This is a genomic window from Nocardia abscessus NBRC 100374 (assembly GCF_000308455.1).
Lineage (GTDB): Bacteria > Actinomycetota > Actinomycetes > Mycobacteriales > Mycobacteriaceae > Nocardia > Nocardia abscessus.
Window position 1 is genome coordinate 45,931 of sequence record NZ_BAFP01000129.1, and the last position, 22,906, is coordinate 68,836.

Consider the following 22,906-nt stretch of genomic DNA (forward strand, 5'->3'; position numbering starts at 1 on the left):
CCGAGCGGTGGTCACCACTTGTCCCAACCCCTTCCGCGCTCAGGCGCTCGGCGTGAGGGCGCGGAGGGGCTTGTCGAGTTCCCTGCGGTAGAAGTCCAAGAAGCCATCCGGGTCGGGGCCCGCGTTCTGCATCACGAGATGGTCGAAGCCCGCGTCGGTGTACTGCTTCGCGGCGTCGAGGTAGCGGGCCGGGTCCGGACCGCAGGCGAAGTTGTCGAGGATGTCGTCCAGGCGGACGGTGGTGGTCGCCGCGGCGAAGTTGACCGGGTTCGGCAATTCGCTCATCACCTTCCACCCCGTGACCGCCCAGCGGGTCGTGTCGAGCACCGCCTTCGCGGCCGTCTCCTCGTCGGGTGCCCACGCCATGCCGACCTCCGCGTAACGCGGGCCCGAGCCGCCCGCCGCGCGATATCGATCGACGAGCTCGGCCTTCGGTTCGGTGGCGAACAGGCCGTCACCGAGTTCGGCGGCGATCCGGGCCGCCTCCGGCCCACCCCCGGCGACCGCGATCGGCGGAAGCGTGTCGGGCAGATCGAAAATCCGAGCTTCGGAGACGGTCAGGAACTCGCCGTCGTAGGAGTGGTAGCCGCCGCTCCAGAGCAACCGAATGATCTCGAGCGCTTCGCGCAGCATCCGCTGCCGGATGCGCACGGGCGGAAACTCCCGGCCGACGACATGCTCGTTGAGCCGCTCGCCCGAACCGACGCCGAGGGTGAAGCGGTCGTCGGACAAGATCGCGAGAGTAGCCGCCGCCTGCGCGATGATCGCGGGGTGGTACCGCAGGATGGGGCAGGTCACTCCGGTGGCCAGCTCGATCCGCTCGGTCTTCGCCGCGATGGCTCCGAGCACGGTCCAGGCGAACGGCGAATGCCCCTGGTTGTCCAGCCAGGGATGGAAGTGGTCGCTGATCTCGACGAAGTCGAATCCGGCTTCTTCGGCCCGAATCGCTTGGCGGACAAGCTCCTTCGGACCGAATGCCTCGGCTGCCAGTTTGTACCCGATACGCATCGCCACCTCCTGGTTCGACAGCGGCCGGTCGCCTCGTGAAACCGGCTCTCGGCGCGCGTACCCGACATCGGGCAGCGAAAACTTCGCCGCGTGTCCGTGCCGCCGTGCGGCGGCCCGGAGCAGCGGCTGCCACGTCAGCCGGGCGCGGTCGGAACTTCGTCGGCAAGAGGACGCCGCATGGTCCGCTCAGTCACGAGTCGGCCAGTAGCTCGAAGCATGCCGGCCTTGCGGAACATAGGTGTTCTCGTCGTCGACCTCCGTGACGCCGAGGTGCAAGAGCAGCAGCACGGTCACCAGGCTGATACTCACGATCAGTGGGGTCAGTAATTGCGTCGCGCCGGCTCCGGACGGCGGATGCATGTGCTGAGTCTCGTGCACGTGCATCGCGAACATGCCCGTGTAGTGCATGCCGGAGACCGCGACACCCATGACCAGCGCGGCGCCGACGGTGGCGAGCGTGCCGCGGACGTGCAGGGTGAACCACAGCGCGGCGGTCGCGGCGACCACGGCGATCACCATCGACAGAGCGACGATCCGTCCGTCGTAGCCGATTGCGGCGTTCGATTTCATCGCGTACATGCCCGAGTAGTGCATCGCGCCGACGCCGAGGCCGGTGACCCCGCCCCCGGCGAACAGCGCCAGCGTTCCCAGCGCCCGCTGATGGGCGATGCGCAGTCCGATCCACACCACCGCCATAGCGATCAGCGCGCTGATCAACGTGACCGGGACGTCGTACCGGATGGAAGCGCCGTCGATGGCGAACCCGAGCATCGCGACGAAGTGCATGACCCATATGCCGGTGCCGCCGATGGCGACAGCCGCGGCGAGCAGCCAGCCGTCGCGTGCGGAACCGGTGCGGGATCTGGCCATGCACCGCAGTCCGAGCAATGAACCGGTGAACGACATGAGATAGGCGACGATGGGTGTGAGCCACCCGTGGCTGAAGTGATCGATTTCCAGCACGCGACACTCCCTCGCTGGATAGATTCGGACCGTCGCCGAGACGATGCACGAATCTCACATAGTGAAACTGCAGGTAGGTAGTTTAGAGTACTACTATCCTCTTTAAAATCATAGGATGAGTCCCGGATAGCGGGACGTGTGCCAGTGGATGAGTGAACCGTGCGCCTTTCAGTCTGCGCCTACCATCCTCGCAACCGGAACCGGCGACAGCTAGCTACTGGCTTACGCAGCGCTGCCGCAAGACCCGCCGCACGCAACCACGGCGTCGTACCGAGTTCCTGCGATCCGTCCGCGGAAACTTCGAATTCGCTGTGCGGAAGCCAAGCGAGGTACGAGAATGAGAAAAACGGCTTCTACCAGCGAATCGACTTCTCATGGAAACCCGAACCGACGAGATAGCCGAGAAGATCTATCGCATCTCGACCTTCATTCCGGAGGTCGGGCCTGCTGGCTTCACCTTCAACCAGTTCCTAGTCGACGCCGAGGAGCCGTTGCTGTTCCACACCGGCATGCGGGCGCTGTTCCCCGTGGTGTCCGCGCAGATCGCGCGGATCATGCCGGTGCAACAGTTGCGCTGGATCACGTTCGGGCATGTGGAGGCGGACGAATGCGGCGCGATGAACCTCTTCCTCGCGGCCGCACCGCACGCGCAGGTGGCGCACGGCCTACTCGGGTGCCTCGTCTCGATCGACGATCTGGCCGACCGGCAACCGCGCAGGCTCGCCGAGGGCGAGGTGATCGAGCTCGGTGGTCGGCGCGTGCGGCACCTGGACACCCCGCACGCGCCGCACAACTGGGAGGCGCGAGTGCTCTACGAGGAGACCACCGGCGTGCTGCTCTGCGGTGACTTGATGACCCAGATGGGCAACGGACCGGCGCTGACCGCCTCGGATCTGGTGGAGCAGGCAGGCGTCGCGGAGGACGTCTTCCATGCCACGTCGCTGGGCCCCGCCGTGCCCGCCACCCTGAACCGGCTGGCGGAGTTGGCGCCCACCACGCTGGCGATCATGCACGGTTCGAGCTTCGCCGGGGACGGGGCTACGGCACTGCGCGATCTCGCACGGGATTACCAGGCCCGGCTGGACGCCTGATCAACCCCGCGTCCGCATCCGCGGTGGCCTCAAGCGGCATGGCCGACGTGCTGCGCGGACGCGCCGATGACGGCCGCTTCGGTTCCGACGAGGGTCCGCAGAAACGCTTCCTGCTCCCGGCGTCCCCGTACCGTCGCACGATCAAGACCGCCCGGCAGAACCCGGGCCAGCGCACTACGGACGATATTCACCGGGATGCGCAGCATCGGATACCACGGCGGCATGTAGGCGGGCAGGCCGAGCTCGCGCATAGCGGACGGCCCGAGGAAGGCGCTCGCGATGGACAGATGCTGAGCCCGCGCGATGCGCCCACGCAGCGCGGGCAGATTCCGGTAGTGCCAGCGGAGCGGATCGTCCGCCATCGGAACGGCGAGTTGCGGTGTGGTCTCGTCGGGGTTCGTGATGGCGGTGAGGCTGTGGTACAGAATGCGGACGGAGTCCCGGAATCCGTTGGGCAGGAACCGCTCCTCGACACCGATCAACCAGCCGACGTAGCGGGCCAGGTGAGCGGCCGAGTCGAGTTCGCGGGGAGTCGAGAACAACCCCATCGCCAGGCCGCCGACGAAAGGAGCGATCAAAGCCCCGACCAGTGTCGCGGCCATGTCGGTCTGGTTGATCGGCACGCCCCATTCGTCCTCGCGCCAGTCCGGCATCGCCGCCACGTGGCGGCGTACCAGAGCGTGGATGAGCCGCACGTGAATCGTCGACCGGTAGCCGCGGCCCAGTGGCGACATCCCGCCCTCGGAGGTGACGTCGAGCGCCCACTGCAGCGTTTCGGCGAATCGCTCGGCCGGTCCTTTCTCGAGCGCGCCCGTGCGGAGCAACGTCTTGTTGAAGCCCGAGGCGAGGTAGCCGCCGAGGAAGGACACGTCACGCGCGATGTAGAGCCCGTCGGCACCTCCGCAGCGGAACACCCGCTCCGCGCGCTCGAGCTTCTCCCGGTCCAGCCATTCGGGCGGAGTCTCCACCTGGACGAAGAATGCCCGCAACGGTTCCGGAGCGTCCGGCACGTTGTCGATGCCCTCGCGCAGCGCCCGCTCGAACAGGGGACGAGTGCGGCCCATGCCTTCCCGGTACATCCACTCCACCAGGTCGTCCATCGGCTGGTCACCGATGAGCAGCGCCTCGCCCAGATCTCGCCATTGTTCCGGCGCCGGCTTGCCCAGTCCCAGCAGCAGTGCGAAGGGTCGCAGTCCGGGAACCCTGCGCGGCGCGTCGGGGTGGCGCAGCGGAAGTGGCTTGTTCATCGTTGCTCTCCTTCGAGCCTGCACTGATCCCGTGCTTCACCATCGGAACGATGGCGGCACGGACGAATTCGCGCGTCGCGTCGTCCTCGGCGAAGTCGACGCACGCGGTGGGCGTCAACATGACCGAATGGGCCAGTCGCGCGATCATTTCCGCGACCGGCAGGGCGTCGTAGCGAGCGATGAGCTCCAACTCCTGAGCGCGTTCGAGCAACCCGGCGATGTAGCGGATGCCCAGCGACACCATCTGGGCCCCGCGCACGGTGTAGAAGGCCAGGGCCTCTTCGGGTGCGACGGTCAGCAGCCGTCCGACCAGCTGGTGCATCCGCGTCTGCCGCAGCACATGCAGCACCGTCTCCTCGATCCGGACGTCGACCTCGGCCGAGGTCACCACGATCGCCGAGACCTCGGCCAACATGCGCTGGGTCTCCCGTTCCAGCACGGCGTCGACCAGGTTCTCCTTACCGGCGAAACGGCGATAGATGGTGACCCGGTTGACTCCGGAGCGTTTCGCGATGTCGTCCAGGCTGCTGCGCCGGATCCCGACCTGCAGGATCCGGTCGAGGGCCGCGTCCATGATCTTCTCGTCGACTGCGTCCCGGCCGGAGTTCATGCACCAAAGATAGTGAGATTGTTGCATTGAGTCAACCACTCAGCGTCGGTTCGGCGGCGCAGCCCACCCGGCCCGCCGGGCGGGTCCGCAGAGCCATTCCTCGAAGTGCCGTAGCGGCCAAGGCAACTCATGGCGAAATGCACGGGCAAATGCGATTTCGACAGCGTCGCCACACCTTTCGGGATCGGCGGGCACAATCACAGTTACCGCAATCGAGGCCGGGGCGCGGACGTCTCACCTGCCCCGCCATGGCCAGAAGGCACACGTAGGCACGAACACTCCACCTCGGAGTACTCCCTGCGAGCATGCTCGCCCACGGCACAAACGGGACGATCGAGACGTCGGTCGATGCACCGCAGCGGCGGCGGGACCAGAAACCGCCGGCTCGGCCCACAACTCTCGCGGCCGCGATTCACGACATCTGGCGAACTTCTAGCGTTTCTTCGTTTGTCTCGTGCGGGTCACGGCGTATGGTCGCGCTATGCCGACAATGACGTCGATCGATACCGGAGCCGAACACCTCGCCTGCTGGGTCACCGTCGTCGGGCAACGCCTCCACCAGTTGCCGACAGCAAACCCGAACGTCCAACTCGCCCACGCGATGAGCGGGTTCCTCGCGATCGGGCGCGCGAGCATGGCCCTGCTGACCACCTCCGGGAATCCCACCGATATCCGAGACCACGATCTCGTCTTCGAGATCACCGCCGACGCGGAGCGTTGGCTCACCGACGCGGCGACCGAATCGGTCGTCAACCAGATCACCGACCGCGGGGAGCACATTCAGCGCTACCTCAGCCCCGTCGCGCTCGATACCGTGGCGAAAGCTCGCCTGCGCCGCTGCGCGCAGGCGACGGCGATCCACACCCGCGATCTGCTGATCGGTGTCGATGCCGACCCCACAGCTTCGGACGAGATTCGTGACCTCGCCCGCGATCTCGCCGCGCGAGCGAACATCATCGCCACCGTCTACGCCGACGACCCGCAACAATTGCTGTCCATGTCCAGTAGGTGACGCGGTCGGCGAGAGAACCGGCCATGACACAGCGAGTACTCGTTCTCGCCAGTGCGAACAACGGGCTGACGCAACGGGCCGCACTCGCGATACGCCGATCCGGACGCCGCACTCGGACCGAAATCGTGCACTGCGCAGCGGACATCCGCGCCGCGGCCGGAACGAACGACTTCGACATCGTCGTCTGCCCGTATCTGACGACGAAGATACCCGCCGACGTCCATGAGAGGTGGACGTGCATCGTCGTCCATCCCGGCCCCGTCGGCGACCGCGGCCCGCATGCCCTCGACTGGGCGGTCAGCGAACGCGAACCCCTGTGGGGCGTCACGGCGCTGACCGCCGTCGAGGAAATGGACGCAGGCCCCATCTGGTGCACGCGGACGTTCCCGTTGCCTGCGGAACGCAAATCCGCCGTCTACAACACCGTGGTCGCGGACGCCGCGATCGAATGCCTGCTCGAAGCGCTGGACAAGGCCGCCGCCCCGGGCTGCTCCCCCACACCCCAAGACGAGGTGCCTCGATCCGTCGCACACGCCCGGACCCGACCCGCGATGCACCGTCGCGACCGCGAAATTCGCTGGACCGACGACGCCGACACGATCCTGAGACGCATTCACGCGGGTGACGGCTCACCCGGGGCGCCTGCGACCATCGGGAACGCGCCGATGCTGGTCTACGACGCCTGCCGCGGACAGGAGGCCCCTCGGGCGGCGCCCGGCACCGTGCTGCGCCGCCGCGACCACGCCGTCGAGGTCGCCTGCGGCGACGCCGGTATCTGGATCGGCCGCCTGGAACCCCTCACCGGCGACCGGCCGCCGTGCAAAGGACCGGCCGTGCCGGTCCTGGCCGCGGCGGGATTTCCGGTCGAGGCGGTGCCGCGCGCGAGGGGCAGGACACCTGCGGAGATCCGGTACCGGCGCTCGCCCGATATCGGATTCCTCGACATCGACTTCTATAACGGCGCCATGGGCACCGCGCAGTGTGACCGGTTGCTCGCCGCGTTCGGCTACGCGGCGGCGCAGAACACCAAGGTGCTCGTGCTCGCGAACGACGGCCCGTACTTCAGCAATGGCATCGACCTGAACGCGGTGGAACTGTCCGCCGATCCCGAGGGCGAGGCGTGGCGGAACCTGCTGGCGATCAACAACGTGTGCCGGGCGATTCTGACCTGTTCCACACAGGTCACGGTGGCCGCGGTCAGCGGAAGCGCCGGGGCGGGCGGGGTCATGCTCGCGTTGACCGCCGATCTGGTCGTCGCCGCGGAACGAGTGGTGTTCAACCCGCACTACCGGACGATCGGATTGTCCGGCTCGGAATTCCACACCTACACCCTGCCGCGGCGGGTGGGTGAGGAAGCCGCGCAGCGCCTGCTGGACGAAGGCCGGCCCGTCGACGCGGCAGGCGCCGCCGACCTCGGATTGATCGATGCCGTGGTGCCGAACGGGCAGTTCGGCACGTGGCCGGCGGAGCTGGCCGTCGAATGCGCCCACCCGGCCAGGTGGGCGGCGATCATGGCCGCGAAGCAGACGCGGTCGATCGACCTGACCGCGTTCGAAAGCGCCGAACTGCGCCGCATGGCCCGGGATATTTTCCGTGATCAGAACGAATTCCGCCGTAGGCGGCACGAGTTCGTTTTCAAGAGTTCGTGGCGTTCGTCGGCGACCGGAACATTCACATTGTCGCCCCGATGATCGACAATGGATATATGGCGACGGTGCTGCTGGGCGGCGACGTCATGCTGGGTCGAGGTGTGGACCAGATTCTGCCGCATCCCGGCGATCCGAGGCTGCGCGAACGATATGTCAACGATGCGCGGACCTACGTCGAGCTGGCCGAGCGCGCGTACGGCGAATTCACCCATCCGGTCGATTACCGGCAACTGTGGGGCGATGTCCTGCCGATCCTCGCCCGGATCGACCCCGAGGTGCGGTTGCTCAATTTGGAGACTTCGATCACCGCCGACGGCGCGTTCGCTCCCGCTAAAGGCATCCATTACCGAATGCATCCGGACAACGTGCCCGCGCTGACGGCGATCGCGCCGGTCGTCTGCGCGCTGGCCAACAATCACATCCTCGATTTCGGTCTTCCCGGGATGGCCGACACGCTCGACGCGCTCGACGCCGCCGACATCGCCCATGCCGGCGCCGGGGCCGACCTCGCGGGCGCGCGCGCCCCTGCCACAGTGGAACTCGCCGACGGGCGCCGCGTGGTGATCCTCTCCGTCGCCGCCGGTTCGAGCGGGGTGCCGGAGGCATGGTCGGCGCGACGCGGCAGGCCGGGGCTGTGGCGGGTGGGCTACTCGCCCGGCGCCGCGGCGGCCGAGGAAGTCGCGGCCGAGATGTCGGCATACAAGCGCGACAACGATATCGGCATCGTCTCGGTGCATTGGGGGCCGAATTGGGGATACGAAGTCGCGCGCACCGAAATGCAGTTCGCGCACCGATTGATCGACGCCGGAGTCGATCTGGTGCACGGGCACTCCGCGCATCATCCGCGTCCGATCGAGATCTACCGCGGCAAACCGATCCTGTACGGCTGCGGCGACGTCATCGATGACTACGAAGGCATCCGCGGCCACGAGCGGTACCATACCGATCTGCATCCGCTGTATCTGGTGCGCATCGATCCCGGCTCGGCGGAAGTCCGGCTGATTCCGCTGCGGGAGCGGCACATGCGCCTGGAGTGGGCTCCGCGCAGCGAATCCCGCTGGCTCTGCGAGAAGATCGAGGACATCAGCCGGGGCTTCGGCACCCGCGTCGCCCCCAGACCGGACGATCTGCCGGTGGTGTTCAGTGCGGCACAGCGGTGAGATGGCGGTGGAACCACTGGGCGGCCAGGTCGGCGACTTGTTCGAGCGCACCGGCCTCCTCGAACAGGTGGGTCGCGCCTGGGACGATGTCGAGCTCGCTCGGACATGGCATCCGTAGCTGAGCCTCCCGGTTGACCCCCAGCACCCATGTGTCGGCACCGCCCACGATGAGCAGCGTCGGTGCGTGGACCGAACTCAACCGCGGACCGGCCAGGTCGGGCCGACCCCCCCGCGAGACCACCGCCGCGATATCGGTACCCGGCTCGGTCGCCGCCCACAGTGCGGCGCCCGCGCCGGTGCTCGCCCCGAAATATCCGGTGGGCAGGCCGCCGAGGTCCGGCCGCGTCCGCAGCCAGTGCGTCACCTCGACCAGGCGACGCGCGAGCAACGGGATGTCGAAGACATGCGCGCGGTCGCCCTCCTCCTCGACGGTCAGCAGATCGACCAGCATCGTCGCGAACCCCGCACGGTTGAGAACCTCGGCGACGAACCGGTTCCTCGGGCTGCGCCTGCCGCTACCGCTGCCGTGTGCGAAGGCGATCAAGGCGGTACGGTCCGGTGGCACAGCCAGGACCCCGGCCAGCCCAGTGCGTTCGGCTGGCACGATGACCTCTTCGGTCCGCGTCGGGGACCGGGGTGCGGACGGCATCGAACACCTCCTGATATCTGGCGTACCCGATCAGGTCCGGAATGCGCAAGAGGTATCGGATCGCGGTAGGGCTGGGGCCGGAGCATCGAACGGCGTTCAGCGGAAGGTGGCGGCCAGGTACTTCGCCAGGTCGTTCGCGGCGCCTCGGTGCCGTACATAGCCGAGATAACCGTCCGGGCGCACCACATAGACGGCTCCGCCGGTAGCGCTGTAAGCCTTGGCGAAATTGCCGTCACCATCCCGGACGACCGGCAGCAGCGTCTCGTCGACCCGGGCGCCGGGCGCGGCGAGAAGGTACACGTCCAGTCGTCTGTGCGCCCTCCGGCGTGCCGTGTCGGCGAGTTCCTCCAGCGTCCCGAGGTCGGTTGCGGTGCTGTCGTCGGCGTAGAGGAACAGGGTGTGGTTAATCCGCCCGAGCAAAGAGAACAGGCGGATCGGGAAGGTGACCGCGCCGCGGCTCAAGCCGGTGGCATCGGGGGCACGCACTCCTGCCCACGGCCCCGGCGCGCCGTCGGCCGTGCGCGCGACGATCGGGCTGTCGCCGTAGTCGATCAGCAGCTGGGCCTCACGCCGGATGACGACATCAGGGTCCGATTCGCCGGCCCCGATGCCCTCCCTGGCACTGCGCACGGTCCGCCCGACCACCTCCGTGCCGACCGGCCTGCGTTCGGCGTCGTAGCTGTCCAGCAGCTGGGGCGCACTGTCGCCGCTGATCGCCAGTGCGAGCTTCCACGCGAGGTTGTGCGCGTCCTGGATACCGGTGTTCATTCCTTGCGCACCGGTGGGCGGGTGGATGTGCGCCGCGTCGCCGGCCACGAAAACCCTGCCGCGCGAGTACGAATCGACGATCCGGTCACTGATCCGGAAGACCGACGACCACCGTAGGTTCGACGCGGTGACCGGCTCGGGCGCGAGGCGATCGAGGACCTGCTGGATATGTCGCAGCTGCGGCCCAGGTCCGCGTTCGAACCCATGCCCGAGCTTGTCGGGATCGGTCGTTCCCGCGCTGAGGAGTTCGTCGGGGACCAGCATCGACACCCGATATCGGCCACGTCCAGGCAGCGGTATGCACACCAGCAGTTCCTCGGTGCCCTCCTCGGTCCGATGCATCGATCGGATGCCGTAGCCGCGCGGTAGCGACCAATCGAGTTCGACATCACCGAGCATGTACTGCTCGGTGAACGCCGCGCCCTCGAAGGACAGGCCCAGTGCCTTGCGGACGATGCTGTGCGCGCCGTCGCAGCCGATCATGAACTGCGCGTCCACGGTGTGCTCGCCGTCCGCCGCGGTGAGCACGGCACGCACGCCGTTGTCGTCCTGGTCGAACGTCGTGAGTTCGGTGGCGCGCTCGATTCGGGTGCCGGTTTCGGCCAAACGCTCGCGGAGTATTCGCTCGGTCACGTACTGCGGTAGCCCGACGAATGCGTAGGGCACGTCGGCGGGCAGCGTCAGTTCCGTCCTGGCCACCTCGGCGCCGTTCACGTAGACCAGCTGGCCACGCAACTGGATTGCCGCGTCGAGGATCCGGCGCAGTACGCCCAGACCTTCGAACACCTCCAGCGTTCGCGGCTGAATCCCCACGGCCTTCGCATAGCGGGGCGGTTCGAGCAGCGCGTCCACGATCCGGCAGGCGACACCGCGCCGGGCCAACTCGATCGCCGCGGTCAGTCCGACCGGGCCCGCGCCCGCGATGAGTACCTCTGTGCCGACCATGCGATACCGCCTCGGACTGCGCACTCATACGGTGATTCGGGCGAGTCTACTCCGGCCCGCCCTGGCGCAGCCGGCCGATCAGTCCGCGTCGTCGGTGTCGGCAGGCCGCTTCGACGAGACGACGTTGATGCGCCACGGCAGCCGGAACAGACCGCCGGACCTGTTGCGGATCCACTGCGTGACGGCGGCGACGGACGAGGCGAGCGACGTCCCACCGGCCAGCAGCGCCCAAGGCGTGAGACCCGCGGACGTATACGCGACCTGCCCGATGCCCGGCACGACGAGTCTGCCGTTGCCGAAGGCCCAGTTGATCAGCGATCCGACTTGTCCGCCCAGATCCGAACTGCGCCCCACCATCGCCTTCAACTCCGGGCCCTTGCTGTTGATGTAGAGCACGGTGAACAGCACGAACAGCGAGGTGACCAACGTCGCTATCGTCGCCAATCGACTGAGTGCCTCGATGCGCAGGCGCAAGTTGATCACGATCGCCAAGATCGCGATGACGATGGTCGCACAGGCGAGCAGGGCCCAGAAGCCGGTGACGTGGGGAGTGCGCGGCCTCGAGGCCGACCAGGCGTTCAGGAACCGTGTGGTGATCTCCATCCGGCCGAACGCGGTGGAGCTGACCCTGCCGTCGGCGCCCGCGGCGGTGATCCAGGGCTGGAACAGCAGCACGAGCGTCACGAAACTGCCGACGGCGGCCCACACATAGCCCCAATACCCACGCAGCGCCGCCCGAATTGCCTGTGGACTACCCGGTGCGATGCCGCCCACCGCCCGATCCTGCTGGGCGGGCGGGCCGTCTCCAGTTTTGTTCGACTGCCAGGGCGTCGGCTGCACCATTCGCTCAGTTTAGGGCCGGGCCACTGCCCCAATTCGGGCAAAGCTCACCTCCAGTGGGAAGTGTTCGACGTCGGATCACAGCCTGTCCGGCAGCCGCACGCCCGGCGACTTTGCCCGGCAAGGATGACCGCGCCCGGTCTCCCTCGGACGTAACGATCACCGTTACCGACAGCGGTGGCGGTCGATCCGAAAGGTGTTCCGCGGCGGCGCGGCGGCAGCATACGGTAGCGCGCTGCCCGTACCATACGAAACTGGGTCTCGATTGGAGAAAGAAGACTCAGCATCGTTCGAAGCTCGAATTCGGGTAGTGAGCGGGGGGCCAAGAAAACTTGCGGTATGTTTCGCCCCTCGATCCGACGCCTATGCCCTGGAAAAAGCACCTCCGGTGATCTCCCCGTTACGCAATACCGGGGACCTTGACATTTCTTTGCCTGGTGCTCACCGCCCTATGGGTGAACTATGAAATCCATAAGCAGAGATAATTCACTCGAATCGAAGGATGTACAAATGTCCAGCAGAATCACGAAAATCCTCGCCGCGACCGCAATGGCCCTGTCCGTTGGTGTCATCGCGGCTCCCGCCGTTTCCGCCGAAACGCCATCGGACGCGGCGACGCCGGTGTGGGGCTCGGTCGTTCTTTGTATTCCGCTCGGAAGCGCCGTCTGGTGTATCTGAGCCCGACAGTGCGGCCGCACCGATCGAGGGCGGCCGCACCTATCTTTTCCAAGTCTTCCTCCGGGTCCGGGGCAGCGGCGTGCCGGCCTCGCCGACCCGCACTCGAAACCGACGTCTGAGGGGCACGAACCGAGCAGCTGCCGCCGCGCGTGGATCGACCGATGCGGCGCGGCTGTGATCGGAACCCGGTCTTGTCACACCGGCCGTGGCCGCTTCGTCTACTCACCGGACCAGTGAGTAGAGGAAGGTTGCCATGCGAGTAGCAGTCATCGGAGCGAGCGGGCTGATCGGCCGGGACGTGATCGACGTACTGGAGAGCCGGGGCCACGACGTCGTCCCGATCACTCGATCGACCGGTGTGGACGTCTACACCGGCGACGGCTTGGCGCAAGCGCTGGCCGGCGCGGATGCCGTAGTGGACGCGGTCAACGCGACGACCACCGACACCGAAGCGGTGACCGACTTCTTCCGCACCATCGCGCGGAATGTGCAACGCGAGGCAGCCGCTGCCGGGGTGCAGCGGATCGCCGTGATCTCCATCATCGGCATCGACCGATTCACCGCGGGGCACTACGCCGGGAAACTCGCCCAGGAGCACGCCTACCGCCGAGGTCCGGTGCCCGTGCGCATCCTGCGCGCGGCCCAGTTCCACGAATTCACCGAGATGATGCTCGGTTGGACGACCCGCGGCGACACGGCATATGTCCCGAAGTACCGGGCTCAGCTCGTCGCCGCCCGCACGGTGGCCGAGCAACTGGCCGACTCGGCCGTCTCGCCGTCCGCGCCGGAGATGGCCGAAATCGCTGGACCGCAAGCCTTCGACCTGGCCGCGGCCGCGGCCGAAGTGGCGGCGCGGCGGGGCGAACCGGCTCGGGTGGAAGAGATCGTCGACACCGCCGACCCGAATCACGAGTTGCAGGCGGGTGGCGCCCTCTTGCCCGGACCCGACGCGATCATCGCCGGGCCGACATTCGGGCAGTGGCTCGACCAGAAATATCCCGCTTGACTTCAGGTCGACCTCAACTCGCAAGCTGAGCGCACCACGAGGAGAGGCAACCATGACCACGTTCGGAGAAAAGCAGAGCCAAGGCTACGACCAGCGGGCGACTCGTCTGCTCGGCGGCCTGTACCGACACATCGCCACCGACATCGACGCGGCCGCCCAGCCGGGCGCGTGGGTGCTCGACGTCGGAACCGGACCGGGAAAGCTGCTGGCACAGTTGGCTTCTCGACGACCCGATCTGCGGCTGCACGGCGTCGACCTGTCACCGCACATGATCGATATCGCCGAGGCGGCGCTGTCCGGCGCGGCCGAACTCTCGGTCGGCGACGTCGGCGCGCTGCCCTACCCCGACGGCAGCTTCGACCTGGTCGTCTCGAGCCTGAGCATGCACGAGTGGCCGCAGGTCGACCGCGCGATCGCGGAGCTGGCGCGGGTGCTGCGTCCCGGCGGAGCCGTGGCGATCTACGACTTCCGATTCGTGCGCGCGGCGGCCGCGCTCGGCGCGTTGCGCCGCTCCTTCGAGGCGGCGACGGTGCGGCGGGAGCCGGTACGCCCGCGACGTCATCCGATCGGGCTGTATGCGCGGCTCACCGCCCGTGCCGCCTAGAGTGCGGGTATGGCGGGCGGCGAGATGTCGATCGGTGAGCTCGCGGCGCGGTTCGGTCTGGCCACTCATGTGCTGCGGCACTGGGAGGACGTCGGACTGCTCGCGCCGCGGCGCGACGGCGCGGGGCGTCGCCGGTATCACGACGACGACGCGGAGACCGTGGCCATGATCCTGCTCGGCAAGCAGGTCGGCTTGTCGCTGGACGAACTCGCCGCGCTGTTTGCCGAGGCGTCCGACCGCACCGCTCGCCGCGAGCTGCTGCGCGCGCACCGCGATCAGCTCGCGCACCGGATCAGCCGGGACACCGCGGCGCTGGAGACCATCTCGCACGCGCTCGACTGCGACGCCGAGGACTTCCGCGAGTGCCCGCACTTCCGGGCCAAGGTCGCCGTCGCGCTCGCCGTGGTCACGAACCGGTCAAGCCCACGAAGGTAAATCGTTATGGCACAGGGAATTCCGTCCTGACGGCGGAGTTTGTGACATCTCCGGCGCCACGAAGGGTTTGCGCGGCAAGAGGGGGGTACTGCGCCTGCTATCGCGGATTAGGATCGAGTTCTGCGAACAGTGACACAGCAGACCGTGACACTTCGACCCGATAGAGGTGCCCCGTGGGCAGGACAATTCGAATCCCGGCGGCAGAGCTCGCCGATCATGTCGGCGAATCCGTCGTCGGTTACGGCACCCTCACGCAAGCGGGAGTGGTCCAGCCGGGTGGCGACCTCGTGGTCGCGGTCTTCGGCGTGGAGACCAACCGGCGCGAGAAGTCTTTCACCCCAGGCCAATTGGTCGAACTGGAAGTTACCGACTAGCAGCGAGGGCCGATCCGGACGCACCGGCGGACGGGTGCGGCCGCATCGGCCCCGCCACCGGATCAACCGATCAGCGCGTTCATGATCGTCCCCGCGCTGGTGGCGATGACGCCGCCGAGCATGCCGCCCACGACCATTTTCGCCGACGCGAGTGGCCCGCCGTTCCACTTCTCCCAGGCGAATTTCCCTCCCGCGTAGGCGATGCCGGTGACGCCGGAGAGAATCACGAACCAGGTGAAATACCGGAACAGCTGGAGGATTTTCTCCGAGTTCGGGGGGGCCTCGGGGACGGGATCTTCCACCTGGGCCAGGAGAATTGCTTCGACTGCAGTATGGATCGTCATTGATCTGTCTCCGTCGCGTTTCCGCAGGACAAGTTATACGCAATCGCTATGACTTTCGAAGTATCGCGATCCCGGCGATCACAGTCAACCCCTCCTGCTGGGCAGAGGACATCCACCGGACTCGGCTGGTCTGTGGCAATCGGTGTCGAATCGCCGAGGCCGGGTAGTGCGGGGGTGTGAGCTACCACGGTGACGGCACAGCGGCGAGCGACCTCGATCCGGTAGCCGCGCGGGCGGTGATCGAGCAAGCCAAAGGCGCGGTGATGCTGGTCTACGGGGTCGACGCCGACGAAGCGTTCACGCTGCTGCGCGTCCGATCCCAGGAAACCAACACCAAGCTGCGGGTGCTCGCCGCCAACGTGGCCGCCGAGTTGCCGTCGATCGGCGTGCGCGCGGTACCCGGAGAGCTGCGCACCCGCGTCACCCGGCTGCTGTCGACGGCGCACGAGCAAGCCCGGTGACAACCCGCCGACCGGCGGAAGGCGCCGGACGTCCGGTTCGCCGACGCCCGGGGCGCCGGCCCGGACCCGGGCCTCGGACAGCTGATTGTCCTGCGATTGTCCGCACCGGACGAACGCGTGCGCTACTGCTTCCGGCCGACGGCGAACACCCGCCGGAACGGCAGCCAGGTGGTGCCGTCGGCGCGCCGCGGGTAGGCGCCACGCAGCAGCGGGGCGAGCTGAGCGGTGAACTCCTGCCACTGTGCGTCGTCGAGAGCACCGCGCACGGGTCGCAGTGCGGTGCCGGTCACCCATTCCAGCACCGGGTCGTCACCGGTCAAGCGCTGCAGGTAGGTCGTTTCCCAGGCATCGACAGCCCCGCCCGAGGCGGCGAGCAGGTCGGCGTATCCCGCGGGATCGAGCACCGCCCGCGGCTCGAGTATGCCCGCTCGGCCGAGCCGGTCGCGCCACTCGTCACGCGCGGCCACTTGCCGGATCGCCCGGTGGGACGGCGCGTCGAAGTTTCCCGGTACCTGGACGGCCAGGAACGCGCCCGTAGGCAGTTGCCGCATCCACTCCGACAGCAGGCCGGGATGCCCGGGCACCCAGTGGAGGACGGCATTGCAGACCACGACGTCGGTCTCCGCGCTCGGCCGCCATTCCTGCACCGCCCCGATCGTCGCGTCTATGCCGCGATCACGCGCCGACGCGACCATCTCCGGGGACGAGTCGATGGCTCGCACGCTCGCACCGGGCCAACGCCGCGCCAGGACGGCGGTGAGATGCCCGGGTCCACACCCCAGGTCGACCACTTCCCTGGGCTCGGTCGCCGTCACCCTGGTCATCAGGTCGAAGAAGGGACGAGACCGATGGTCGTCGAACGCGAGGTACTGCTGGGGATCCCACATCGGCCGCTCCGAGAGTCGCTACCAAACCGTACGTACGTACTGTACGCCGGTCGATGTGCTCAGAAGAAGGTCCCCGAGAACGGCAACCCGTCGGTGGTGAACAGCGCGTCCGCGGCGGCGACCGCCCCTGGGCGATGCTCGTCCACACGTCCCGCGAAAGCCAATGCTCGCCAAGTGGTTCCGCCGAGATAGACGGCCGCGAGGTCGGCTACCTCCACTGTGACCTCCGCGGTCTCCCGCGCTCGTCGCACACCATCGGCCGCGATGCGGTACCGGCCGGAGTTCGCGGCCAGGAGCGGATCGACCACCTCCAGCACGACCGCGGCCCCCTCGCGATAAGTCCGCCGCGCCAACGCTTGTGGGACATCGACCAGGCGCAACCAGGTCTCGTCCCGAGTCGACACCACTTGCACCGCACGCTCGTCGGTGAGCAGGTGCCGCAGGGGGCTGTCGAGGGCGACGAACGGGAACACGAAGGTCTCGACCAAGTCGATCGAGAGCAATTGGCGGATCAGCCCGCGATACGCCGTGGGCGTCGCGGCCACGAAATCGTTGACCACCACTTGTTTTTCCGGCCGGGACAGCCAGCTCATCGGGTCGACCGGTTGGTAGCGGGCGAAGCCGTCCTCGGCGCCGGCCGGGCCGTGGACCAGGCAGTAGCTCGGCGCCGCGCTGAGCAATTCCTGTAACCGCCACCAGTATTCCGGTCGGTCCACGGCACCGGTCCAGGAGATGTCCGCCGTCGCGTAGATCTGCGGAAGCAACTTCCATGCCGCGACGCCGTCGACGAAACGCACGGGACCGGATGCCGCCACGGTGTCCCGCAGCCGGGCTCGGCGGCGCTGCACCTCCACCCGCGCGAAGGAACTGGCGATGCCGTAGCCGAATCGTGCGTAGATGCCGCCCTCGGAGGCGCGCAACGTGGCGACCGCTTCGCCGCGCTCGGCGATGTCCGCGAGCTGGCGGTGCAGCAACGCCGTGAGCACGCCGCGTCGCGTGTGGGTCGGCAGCACTCCCACGTGGGTCACCGCCGCATGCGGCACGCGCCTGCCGCCGGGCACCACCAGCCAGCTGGTGTACGACTCGGCCGTTCCGATCAGTCCGCCCTCGATGTAGGCGCCGAGGGCGCGGCCCGGCTCCGACAGCTCCGCGGTCGGGACGAGGGGCGGCAAGCCCACCATCGCGGTGCGGAAAAGCGCCATGGCGGAACGTAGGTCGTCTTCGGTGAGCAGGGTCTGCACTACGACGGTCATGGCCCGATCCTGCCCGACCGGTACGCGAGGCTGTGACCTGCGAACACGCCCGGGCCGGAAAACCGACTGTCTATCACGGTTTCGTAACGGCCCGCGCTGGGTATCACATAGCTATGACGGATCACCGACCAACCCGGATCGCCGGTGTGGAACCGGGAACCGGCGCGCTTGCTTTGGCCACGTGCCTTGCCTTTTCGATAGGCATCGCCACGATCACGCAGTCCGTGTTCGCCACCGTGGTGGCGTGTGTGAGCATCGTGGCGGGGCTCACACTGGTTCTGAACATCTTGCCGCATCGGAGCTGACCCGCGCGGATCTTGCCTCGCACGCCGAACCCTGGTGGCATCTATCGGGTATCGACGTCAATCGGAGGCAGACATGCTGTCGTTGCAGGAGATTTCGGATCGACTCGAGATCGAAGACCTGATGGTGCGCTATTCGCACGCGGTCGACACTCGACAGTGGGACCTGCTGGACGAGGTGTTCACCCCCGACGCGCACATCGACTACTCGGCCATGGGTGGCTCGGTAGGCGATCTGGCGGCGACGAAGGAATTCCTCGCCTCCCTGCTACCGAACTTCCCGGCATTCCAACACCTGATCAGCAACTCGTCCATCGCAGTCGACGGCGACACAGCCACCGGGCGGACGATGTGCCACAACCCGATGATGGTGTCGGGCGGCGACGGACCGCCCACGATGATGTTCTGCGGCCTCTGGTACCTGGACACGTTCGTCCGTGTCGACGGACAGTGGCGTATCAAGTCGCGCGTCGAGGAGAAGAGCTTCCTTTTCGTCGCGCCGGCCGCACCCGGCACGAGCTGAATCGGCCGGCGTGAGCTGAAGCGGCCGTGCCGCCTTAACCCCTCGCGCCTCAGCGCGCCGACAGCGCCGAGGTCTCGGCCTCCGACGGGTGCGCCGGATCGACCTGTGCGGGGTCGGCGGGCTTCGCGACCGACCGCCTACTGGTGACCACGAACAACATGACCAGCACCACGCTGAACCAGATATAGGTGTTGCCGATGAAATGCTGCCAAGGCGTCCACGCGGTCTCACGATGCTCGCCGTCGGGCAGCCAGTTGTGCGGGCCGATGACGAACACCGCCGTGGTCACCACGAATGTCACCCACCAACCGATCGCCCGCCTGCCGGGCAAGCGGGTCGCGTAACCGACGACGGCGAACAACGCGGGCGCGATCCACACCCAGTGGTGCGACCAGGAGATCGGCGAGACCAACAGCGTGAAGACGGCGTTGAGGGCCAGCACGAGCGCGGGGAGGTCGGCGGCCCGGCGCATCGCCGTGACGACCAGCGCGAGCACCAAGGCGCCGAGCACCAGCCAGATGACGGTGAACGCGGGCTCGGGCACTTCGAATCGAGCGAATACCGCTTGAATCGACTGGTTGGTGTGGAATGCCGAGCCGCTCAGCCCGGACACGTTGCCGAGCCCGCCGAACCAGTACTTGACGGACTCTTTGGGCAGGACCGCGAAACCCAGCGCCGTCGCGGCCGCACCGGTGACCGCGGCGGTAGCGGCCGCGCGGTAGTCGCGGCGAACCAGGAAGTAGAGCACGAAGGCCGCGGGCGTCAACTTGATCGCGGCGGCGATGCCGATCAGCATCCCCCGGGGCCAGCGGGGCTTGTGAGTAAGGCAATCGGCGGCGACCAGCGCCATGAGCAGCAGGTTGACCTGACCGAAGTCCAGCGTGGAGTGAATCGGTTCCAGCAGTAGCCCCAGCGGGGTGGCACATGCGGTTGCCCAGACCGCCAGCCGCCGCTGCGCCTCCTCCGGCCAGACTCGCCGCGCCACCAGATAGAGCGTCAGGGCGAGCGCGGCCACCGAGGAGACGAAGAAGCTCAGCGCGGCCACATCCCACGGCAGCATCGCGAAGGGGCCGAGCGCGAGCGCGGCGAACGGCGGGTAGATGAACGGCAGGCCCGCCCCGATCGTGGTCTGCGGCAGTTGCCCGTACATGTCGGCGCCGTGCCGCATGGCGTCCACGCCCAGCCGATACACCTGCAGGTCGATGAACCCGCCGGTGATCTCGTGGAACGGCCAGACCGGTGTCAGGAGACAGAACGCGGAGAACGCGACCGAGAGGACCGGTGCCAGCCGCACCACACGCCCGAGTCGACGGTGCTGGGACATCGGCGTTGCGGCGGTGGCGGTGACACTACTCATCCGCGGCGACTATACCGACCTCGGTCCGCTCCATCAGCATGTGGGAGGCAGATCGGCGGCGGTGGCGTGAGGGCGGCGGAAACGGGTAAGCCGCCACCAGCAGCAGGCACTGCAGGACGCGGCGAACGGCAGCCGCGGTCCCGTCGAGGCAGGAGGCGAACCGCGATGAAGGCACCCGGCGCCGCGATGTTCGTGCCCGAGGACGCGGATCTGGCGCACCTGCGGCAAGCGGCTTGTGACTGTCACGGCTGCGATCTCTACCGCCACGCCACGCAGACGGTGTTCGGCGCCGGTCCCCCGGACGCGGACGTGGTGCTGATCGGCGAGCAACCCGGCGATCAGGAGGACGTCCTGGGCGAGCCGTTCGTCGGTCCGGCCGGACGCCTGCTCGACCGCGCGCTGGCGGACGTCGGCATCGACCGCGACACGGTCTACGTGACCAACGCGGTGAAACACTTCAAATTCGTGGAGCGCGGCAAGCGACGGATTCACAAGCAGCCGGGCCGCACCGAGGTGGTTGCCTGCTCGGCGTGGTTGAACGCCGAACTCGATCTGCTGCGGCCACGGTTGGTGGTGTGTCTCGGCGCGATCGGCGCGCAGGCGGTGCTCGGCCCGTCGTTCAAGGTCAGCACGCGCCGCGGTGAGGTCATCGATACGGCGGACTTCCGCGTGATCGCCACGGTGCACCCGTCATCGGTATTGCGCGCGCCCGACCGGACCGCGGCCTACGAGGCATTCGTCGCCGATCTGCGCATTGTGCGGGAACAACTGGGAAAGCCCGCCGCCGAGCGCTGATTTCGGGCGGCGCGCGTCTCGTGATAGGAGTGAGCAGATGAGCGCTGACGAGATCGACCCGGAACTGATCGAGCTGGCCACCAAGGTGTTCGACTTCGCGCGGTGCGGAGACACCGCGAGCCTGGCCGCCTACGTGGACGCGGGCGTGCCGGTCGACCTCACCAACGACGCGGGCGACACGCTGCTCATGCTCGCCGCCTACCACGGGCACGCCGATGCCGTGGCGGCGCTGCTGAAGCGGTCGGCCGATCCGAACCGCGCCAACGACAAGGGCCAGACCCCGCTGGCGGGGGCGGTCTTCAAGGGCGAGACCGGCATCGTGCGACAGCTCGCGGCGGCGGGCGCCGATCCCGACGCGGGCACCCCGTCCGCCCGCGCCGCCGCGGTCATGTTCGGCAAGACCGACCTGGTCGAACTCTTCGACGCCTGAGCGCGGTCACCCGCGCTCGCGGACCGCGGTGACGGCCTTGCGCGCGGCCACCAGAACCGGGTCCCACACCGGGGAGAACGGCGGCGCGTAGCCCAGATCGAGCATCGTCATCTGCTCGACGGTCATCCGGGCGGTCAGCGCGACCGCCGCGATGTCCACCCTTTTGCCCGCCCCTTCCTGCCCCACGATCTGGGCGCCGAGCAAGCGCCCGGTGAAACGCTCGGCGAGCATCTTCACCGTCATCGGCGCCGCGTCCGGGTAGTAGCCCGCACGATTGGTGGATTCGACGGTGACGGTCACGTATTGCAGGCCCGCCGCCCGAGCGTCCTTCTCGCGCAGACCCGTTCGCGCCACCTCCAGTTCGCACACTTTGCTGACCGCGGTGCCGACGACGCCCGGGAAGACCGCGTATCCCCCGCCGATGTTCGCTCCGATGATCTGACCGTGCTTGTTGGCGTGCGTGCCCAGCGGAATGTGGCGTTCGCGGCCGGAGACCAGGTCGAGCACCTCCACGCAATCGCCGCCCGCCCAGACGTTCTCGTGCCCCCGTACGCGCATGGCGAGATCGGTCCGCAGCCCGCCGCGCTGCCCGAGCGGCAGACCGGCGGCACGGGCCAGGTCGGTCTCCGGGCGCACGCCGATGCCGAGCACCACGACGTCCGCGGGGTATTCCGCGGTGTCGGTGACGACCGCGGCGACCCGGCCGTCGTCACCGGTCCGGATCTCGGACACGTCCGCGTCGCCGACCACTTTGATGCCCATTCCGCACATGGCGTCGCGGACCAAGGCGCCCATGTCCGGATCGAGCGTGGACATCGGTTCGGCGCCGCGGTTGACCATCGTGACGTCGTAGCCGCGCCGGATCAGGGCCTCGGCCATCTCCACGCCGATGTAGCCGGCGCCGACGACGACGGCGCGGTTGCCGCGCGCCTGCTCCAACGTCTCGAGCAATGCCTGCCCGTCGTCGAGGGCCTGCACGCCGTGCACACCGTTCGCGTCGATGCCGGGCAGGGAAGGGCGGAGCGGGCGGGCGCCCGTGGCGATCACCAGGTGGTCGTAGGACAGCCATGCCGGTGCGCCGGATTCTCGGTCGCGATAGCGCACCCGAGCGCCGTCGACATCGATCTCGACCACCTCGGTGTGCAGGCGCAGGTCGATATCGCGGGAGCGGTGCTCTTCCGGCGTGCGGGCGATGAGAGCGTCCCGGTCGGCGACCTGCCCGCCGACCCAGTAGGGAATGCCGCAGGCCGAGTACGAGGTGAACCGACCGCGCTCGAAGACGACGATCTCCAGCGCGCTCGCGTCCTTCATCCGGCGCGCCTGCGAGGCGGCCGACATCCCCGTGGCGTCACCACCGATGACCACCAGTCGCTCGCTCATGGTCCTCACGCTACGTTCGGCGTCGGCCGCACGGGCGCCGGGGCCGCCGTTTCGCGGATTTGCTGGTTGCCGTGCGGTTGACCGATCGGTACTTCACACTGAACGTCTGGCAAACGCGGTATGAGGGCAGCGTTT

23 protein-coding genes and 2 pseudogenes are annotated in these 22,906 nt (G+C 67.9%); 13 read left to right on the plus strand and 12 right to left on the minus strand.

Annotated features, from left to right (window positions below; genetic code table 11):
- Nucleotides 1-39 precede the first annotated feature (39 nt).
- Entirely contained in the window at nt 40-1,008 is a 969-nt protein-coding gene (locus tag ON19_RS26370; protein WP_043698590.1) for a TIGR03557 family F420-dependent LLM class oxidoreductase, read from the minus strand.
- Nucleotides 1,009-1,194: 186 nt separating this feature from the next.
- Entirely contained in the window at nt 1,195-1,971 is a 777-nt protein-coding gene (locus ON19_RS26375) for an MHYT domain-containing protein (protein WP_043698592.1), read from the minus strand.
- Between the two features lie 374 nt (nt 1,972-2,345).
- On the opposite strand from ON19_RS26375, the gene ON19_RS26380 reads away from it, so the two are divergent.
- Nucleotides 2,346-3,062 (plus strand): MBL fold metallo-hydrolase, encoded by a 717-nt coding sequence (locus ON19_RS26380; protein ID WP_043698594.1) that lies wholly within the window; start codon nt 2,346-2,348, stop codon nt 3,060-3,062.
- Nucleotides 3,063-3,091: 29 nt separating this feature from the next.
- Here ON19_RS26380 and ON19_RS26385 read toward each other — a convergent pair whose 3' ends face one another.
- Nucleotides 3,092-4,255 carry an oxygenase MpaB family protein gene (locus ON19_RS26385; RefSeq protein ID WP_255218413.1) on the minus strand — a complete coding sequence of 388 codons (1,164 nt, stop codon included), beginning with the start codon at nt 4,253-4,255 and terminating at the stop codon, nt 3,092-3,094.
- The gene (locus tag ON19_RS40725) at nt 4,170-4,919 is read right to left on the minus strand and encodes a TetR/AcrR family transcriptional regulator (protein ID WP_227954733.1); all 750 of its coding nucleotides are present in this window, start codon (nt 4,917-4,919) and stop codon (nt 4,170-4,172) included. The genes ON19_RS26385 and ON19_RS40725 overlap by 86 nt, the downstream gene beginning before the upstream one ends.
- A gap of 481 nt (nt 4,920-5,400) precedes the next feature.
- Between ON19_RS40725 and ON19_RS26395 the strand changes: the two genes are divergently transcribed.
- From ON19_RS26395 to ON19_RS26405, 3 genes are read left to right on the plus strand one after another with little or no spacing between them, the layout of a single operon-like run.
- Entirely contained in the window at nt 5,401-5,931 is a 531-nt protein-coding gene (locus ON19_RS26395) for a hypothetical protein (protein ID WP_157229855.1), read from the plus strand.
- Between the two features lie 23 nt (nt 5,932-5,954).
- On the plus strand, nt 5,955-7,622 hold the full coding sequence (locus ON19_RS26400; RefSeq protein ID WP_043698600.1) for an enoyl-CoA hydratase-related protein: 1,668 nt from the start codon (nt 5,955-5,957) through the stop codon (nt 7,620-7,622).
- A complete protein-coding gene (locus ON19_RS26405; RefSeq protein WP_043698648.1) occupies nt 7,619-8,740 on the plus strand; it encodes a CapA family protein in 1,122 nt (373 codons plus the stop codon). Before ON19_RS26400 ends, ON19_RS26405 begins: the two co-directional genes overlap by 4 nt.
- Here the strand turns inward: ON19_RS26405 and ON19_RS26410 are convergent.
- From ON19_RS26410 to ON19_RS26420, 3 genes and pseudogenes are all read right to left on the minus strand, one after another.
- A pseudogene (locus ON19_RS26410) lies at nt 8,721-9,392 on the minus strand (dienelactone hydrolase family protein); the annotation flags it as partial. The gene ON19_RS26405 and the pseudogene ON19_RS26410 overlap by 20 nt on opposite strands.
- 93 nt (nt 9,393-9,485) lie before the next feature.
- On the minus strand, nt 9,486-11,102 hold the full coding sequence (locus ON19_RS26415; RefSeq protein ID WP_043698601.1) for an FAD-dependent monooxygenase: 1,617 nt from the start codon (nt 11,100-11,102) through the stop codon (nt 9,486-9,488).
- Nucleotides 11,103-11,180: 78 nt separating this feature from the next.
- Entirely contained in the window at nt 11,181-11,945 is a 765-nt protein-coding gene (locus tag ON19_RS26420) for a hypothetical protein (protein ID WP_157229856.1), read from the minus strand.
- 928 nt (nt 11,946-12,873) lie between these two features.
- Here ON19_RS26420 and ON19_RS26425 point away from each other — a divergent pair.
- The 4 genes from ON19_RS26425 (at nt 12,874) to ON19_RS26440 (ending at nt 15,039) form a co-directional block, all read left to right on the plus strand.
- Nucleotides 12,874-13,626, plus strand: a complete 753-nt coding sequence (locus ON19_RS26425; RefSeq protein WP_043698605.1) for an SDR family oxidoreductase — start codon at nt 12,874-12,876, stop codon at nt 13,624-13,626.
- A gap of 52 nt (nt 13,627-13,678) precedes the next feature.
- Nucleotides 13,679-14,230, plus strand: a complete 552-nt coding sequence (locus tag ON19_RS26430) for a class I SAM-dependent methyltransferase (protein WP_043698608.1) — start codon at nt 13,679-13,681, stop codon at nt 14,228-14,230.
- 9 nt (nt 14,231-14,239) lie between these two features.
- On the plus strand, nt 14,240-14,665 hold the full coding sequence (locus ON19_RS26435; protein WP_043698610.1) for a MerR family transcriptional regulator: 426 nt from the start codon (nt 14,240-14,242) through the stop codon (nt 14,663-14,665).
- A gap of 173 nt (nt 14,666-14,838) precedes the next feature.
- Nucleotides 14,839-15,039, plus strand: a complete 201-nt coding sequence (locus ON19_RS26440; protein ID WP_043698611.1) for a hypothetical protein — start codon at nt 14,839-14,841, stop codon at nt 15,037-15,039.
- Between the two features lie 62 nt (nt 15,040-15,101).
- Here the strand turns inward: ON19_RS26440 and ON19_RS26445 are convergent, their stop codons facing one another.
- Nucleotides 15,102-15,383 (minus strand): hypothetical protein, encoded by a 282-nt coding sequence (locus ON19_RS26445; protein WP_043698613.1) that lies wholly within the window; start codon nt 15,381-15,383, stop codon nt 15,102-15,104.
- Between the two features lie 176 nt (nt 15,384-15,559).
- Here ON19_RS26445 and ON19_RS26450 point away from each other — a divergent pair, with 176 nt between their 5' ends.
- The gene (locus tag ON19_RS26450) at nt 15,560-15,844 is read left to right on the plus strand and encodes an ANTAR domain-containing protein (RefSeq protein ID WP_051169338.1); all 285 of its coding nucleotides are present in this window, start codon (nt 15,560-15,562) and stop codon (nt 15,842-15,844) included.
- A 122-nt stretch (nt 15,845-15,966) separates the two neighbouring features.
- Here ON19_RS26450 and ON19_RS26455 read toward each other — a convergent pair whose 3' ends face one another.
- Together ON19_RS26455 and ON19_RS26460 are read right to left on the minus strand one after the other, a co-directional pair.
- Nucleotides 15,967-16,731, minus strand: a complete 765-nt coding sequence (locus ON19_RS26455; protein ID WP_043698615.1) for a trans-aconitate 2-methyltransferase — start codon at nt 16,729-16,731, stop codon at nt 15,967-15,969.
- Between the two features lie 59 nt (nt 16,732-16,790).
- Nucleotides 16,791-17,984, minus strand: coding sequence for a GNAT family N-acetyltransferase (locus tag ON19_RS26460; protein WP_043698617.1), 1,194 nt, complete (start codon nt 17,982-17,984; stop codon nt 16,791-16,793).
- A 113-nt stretch (nt 17,985-18,097) separates the two neighbouring features.
- On the opposite strand from ON19_RS26460, the gene ON19_RS43375 reads away from it, so the two are divergent.
- Both ON19_RS43375 and ON19_RS26470 read left to right on the plus strand, forming a co-directional pair.
- Nucleotides 18,098-18,289 carry a hypothetical protein gene (locus tag ON19_RS43375; protein WP_043698619.1) on the plus strand — a complete coding sequence of 64 codons (192 nt, stop codon included), beginning with the start codon at nt 18,098-18,100 and terminating at the stop codon, nt 18,287-18,289.
- A 73-nt stretch (nt 18,290-18,362) separates the two neighbouring features.
- Entirely contained in the window at nt 18,363-18,809 is a 447-nt protein-coding gene (locus tag ON19_RS26470) for a nuclear transport factor 2 family protein (RefSeq protein ID WP_043698621.1), read from the plus strand.
- Nucleotides 18,810-18,858: 49 nt separating this feature from the next.
- Here the strand turns inward: ON19_RS26470 and ON19_RS26475 are convergent, their stop codons facing one another.
- Nucleotides 18,859-20,166, minus strand: a complete 1,308-nt coding sequence (locus ON19_RS26475; RefSeq protein WP_063709497.1) for a glycosyltransferase 87 family protein — start codon at nt 20,164-20,166, stop codon at nt 18,859-18,861.
- 159 nt (nt 20,167-20,325) lie between these two features.
- Here ON19_RS26475 and ON19_RS26480 point away from each other — a divergent pair.
- A pseudogene (locus ON19_RS26480) lies at nt 20,326-20,961 on the plus strand (UdgX family uracil-DNA binding protein); the annotation flags it as partial.
- 37 nt (nt 20,962-20,998) lie between these two features.
- A complete protein-coding gene (locus ON19_RS26485; RefSeq protein WP_043698625.1) occupies nt 20,999-21,391 on the plus strand; it encodes an ankyrin repeat domain-containing protein in 393 nt (130 codons plus the stop codon).
- Between the two features lie 6 nt (nt 21,392-21,397).
- Here the strand turns inward: ON19_RS26485 and ON19_RS26490 are convergent, their stop codons facing one another.
- The gene (locus tag ON19_RS26490) at nt 21,398-22,771 is read right to left on the minus strand and encodes an FAD-dependent oxidoreductase (protein WP_043698627.1); all 1,374 of its coding nucleotides are present in this window, start codon (nt 22,769-22,771) and stop codon (nt 21,398-21,400) included.
- Nucleotides 22,772-22,906 lie beyond the last annotated feature (135 nt).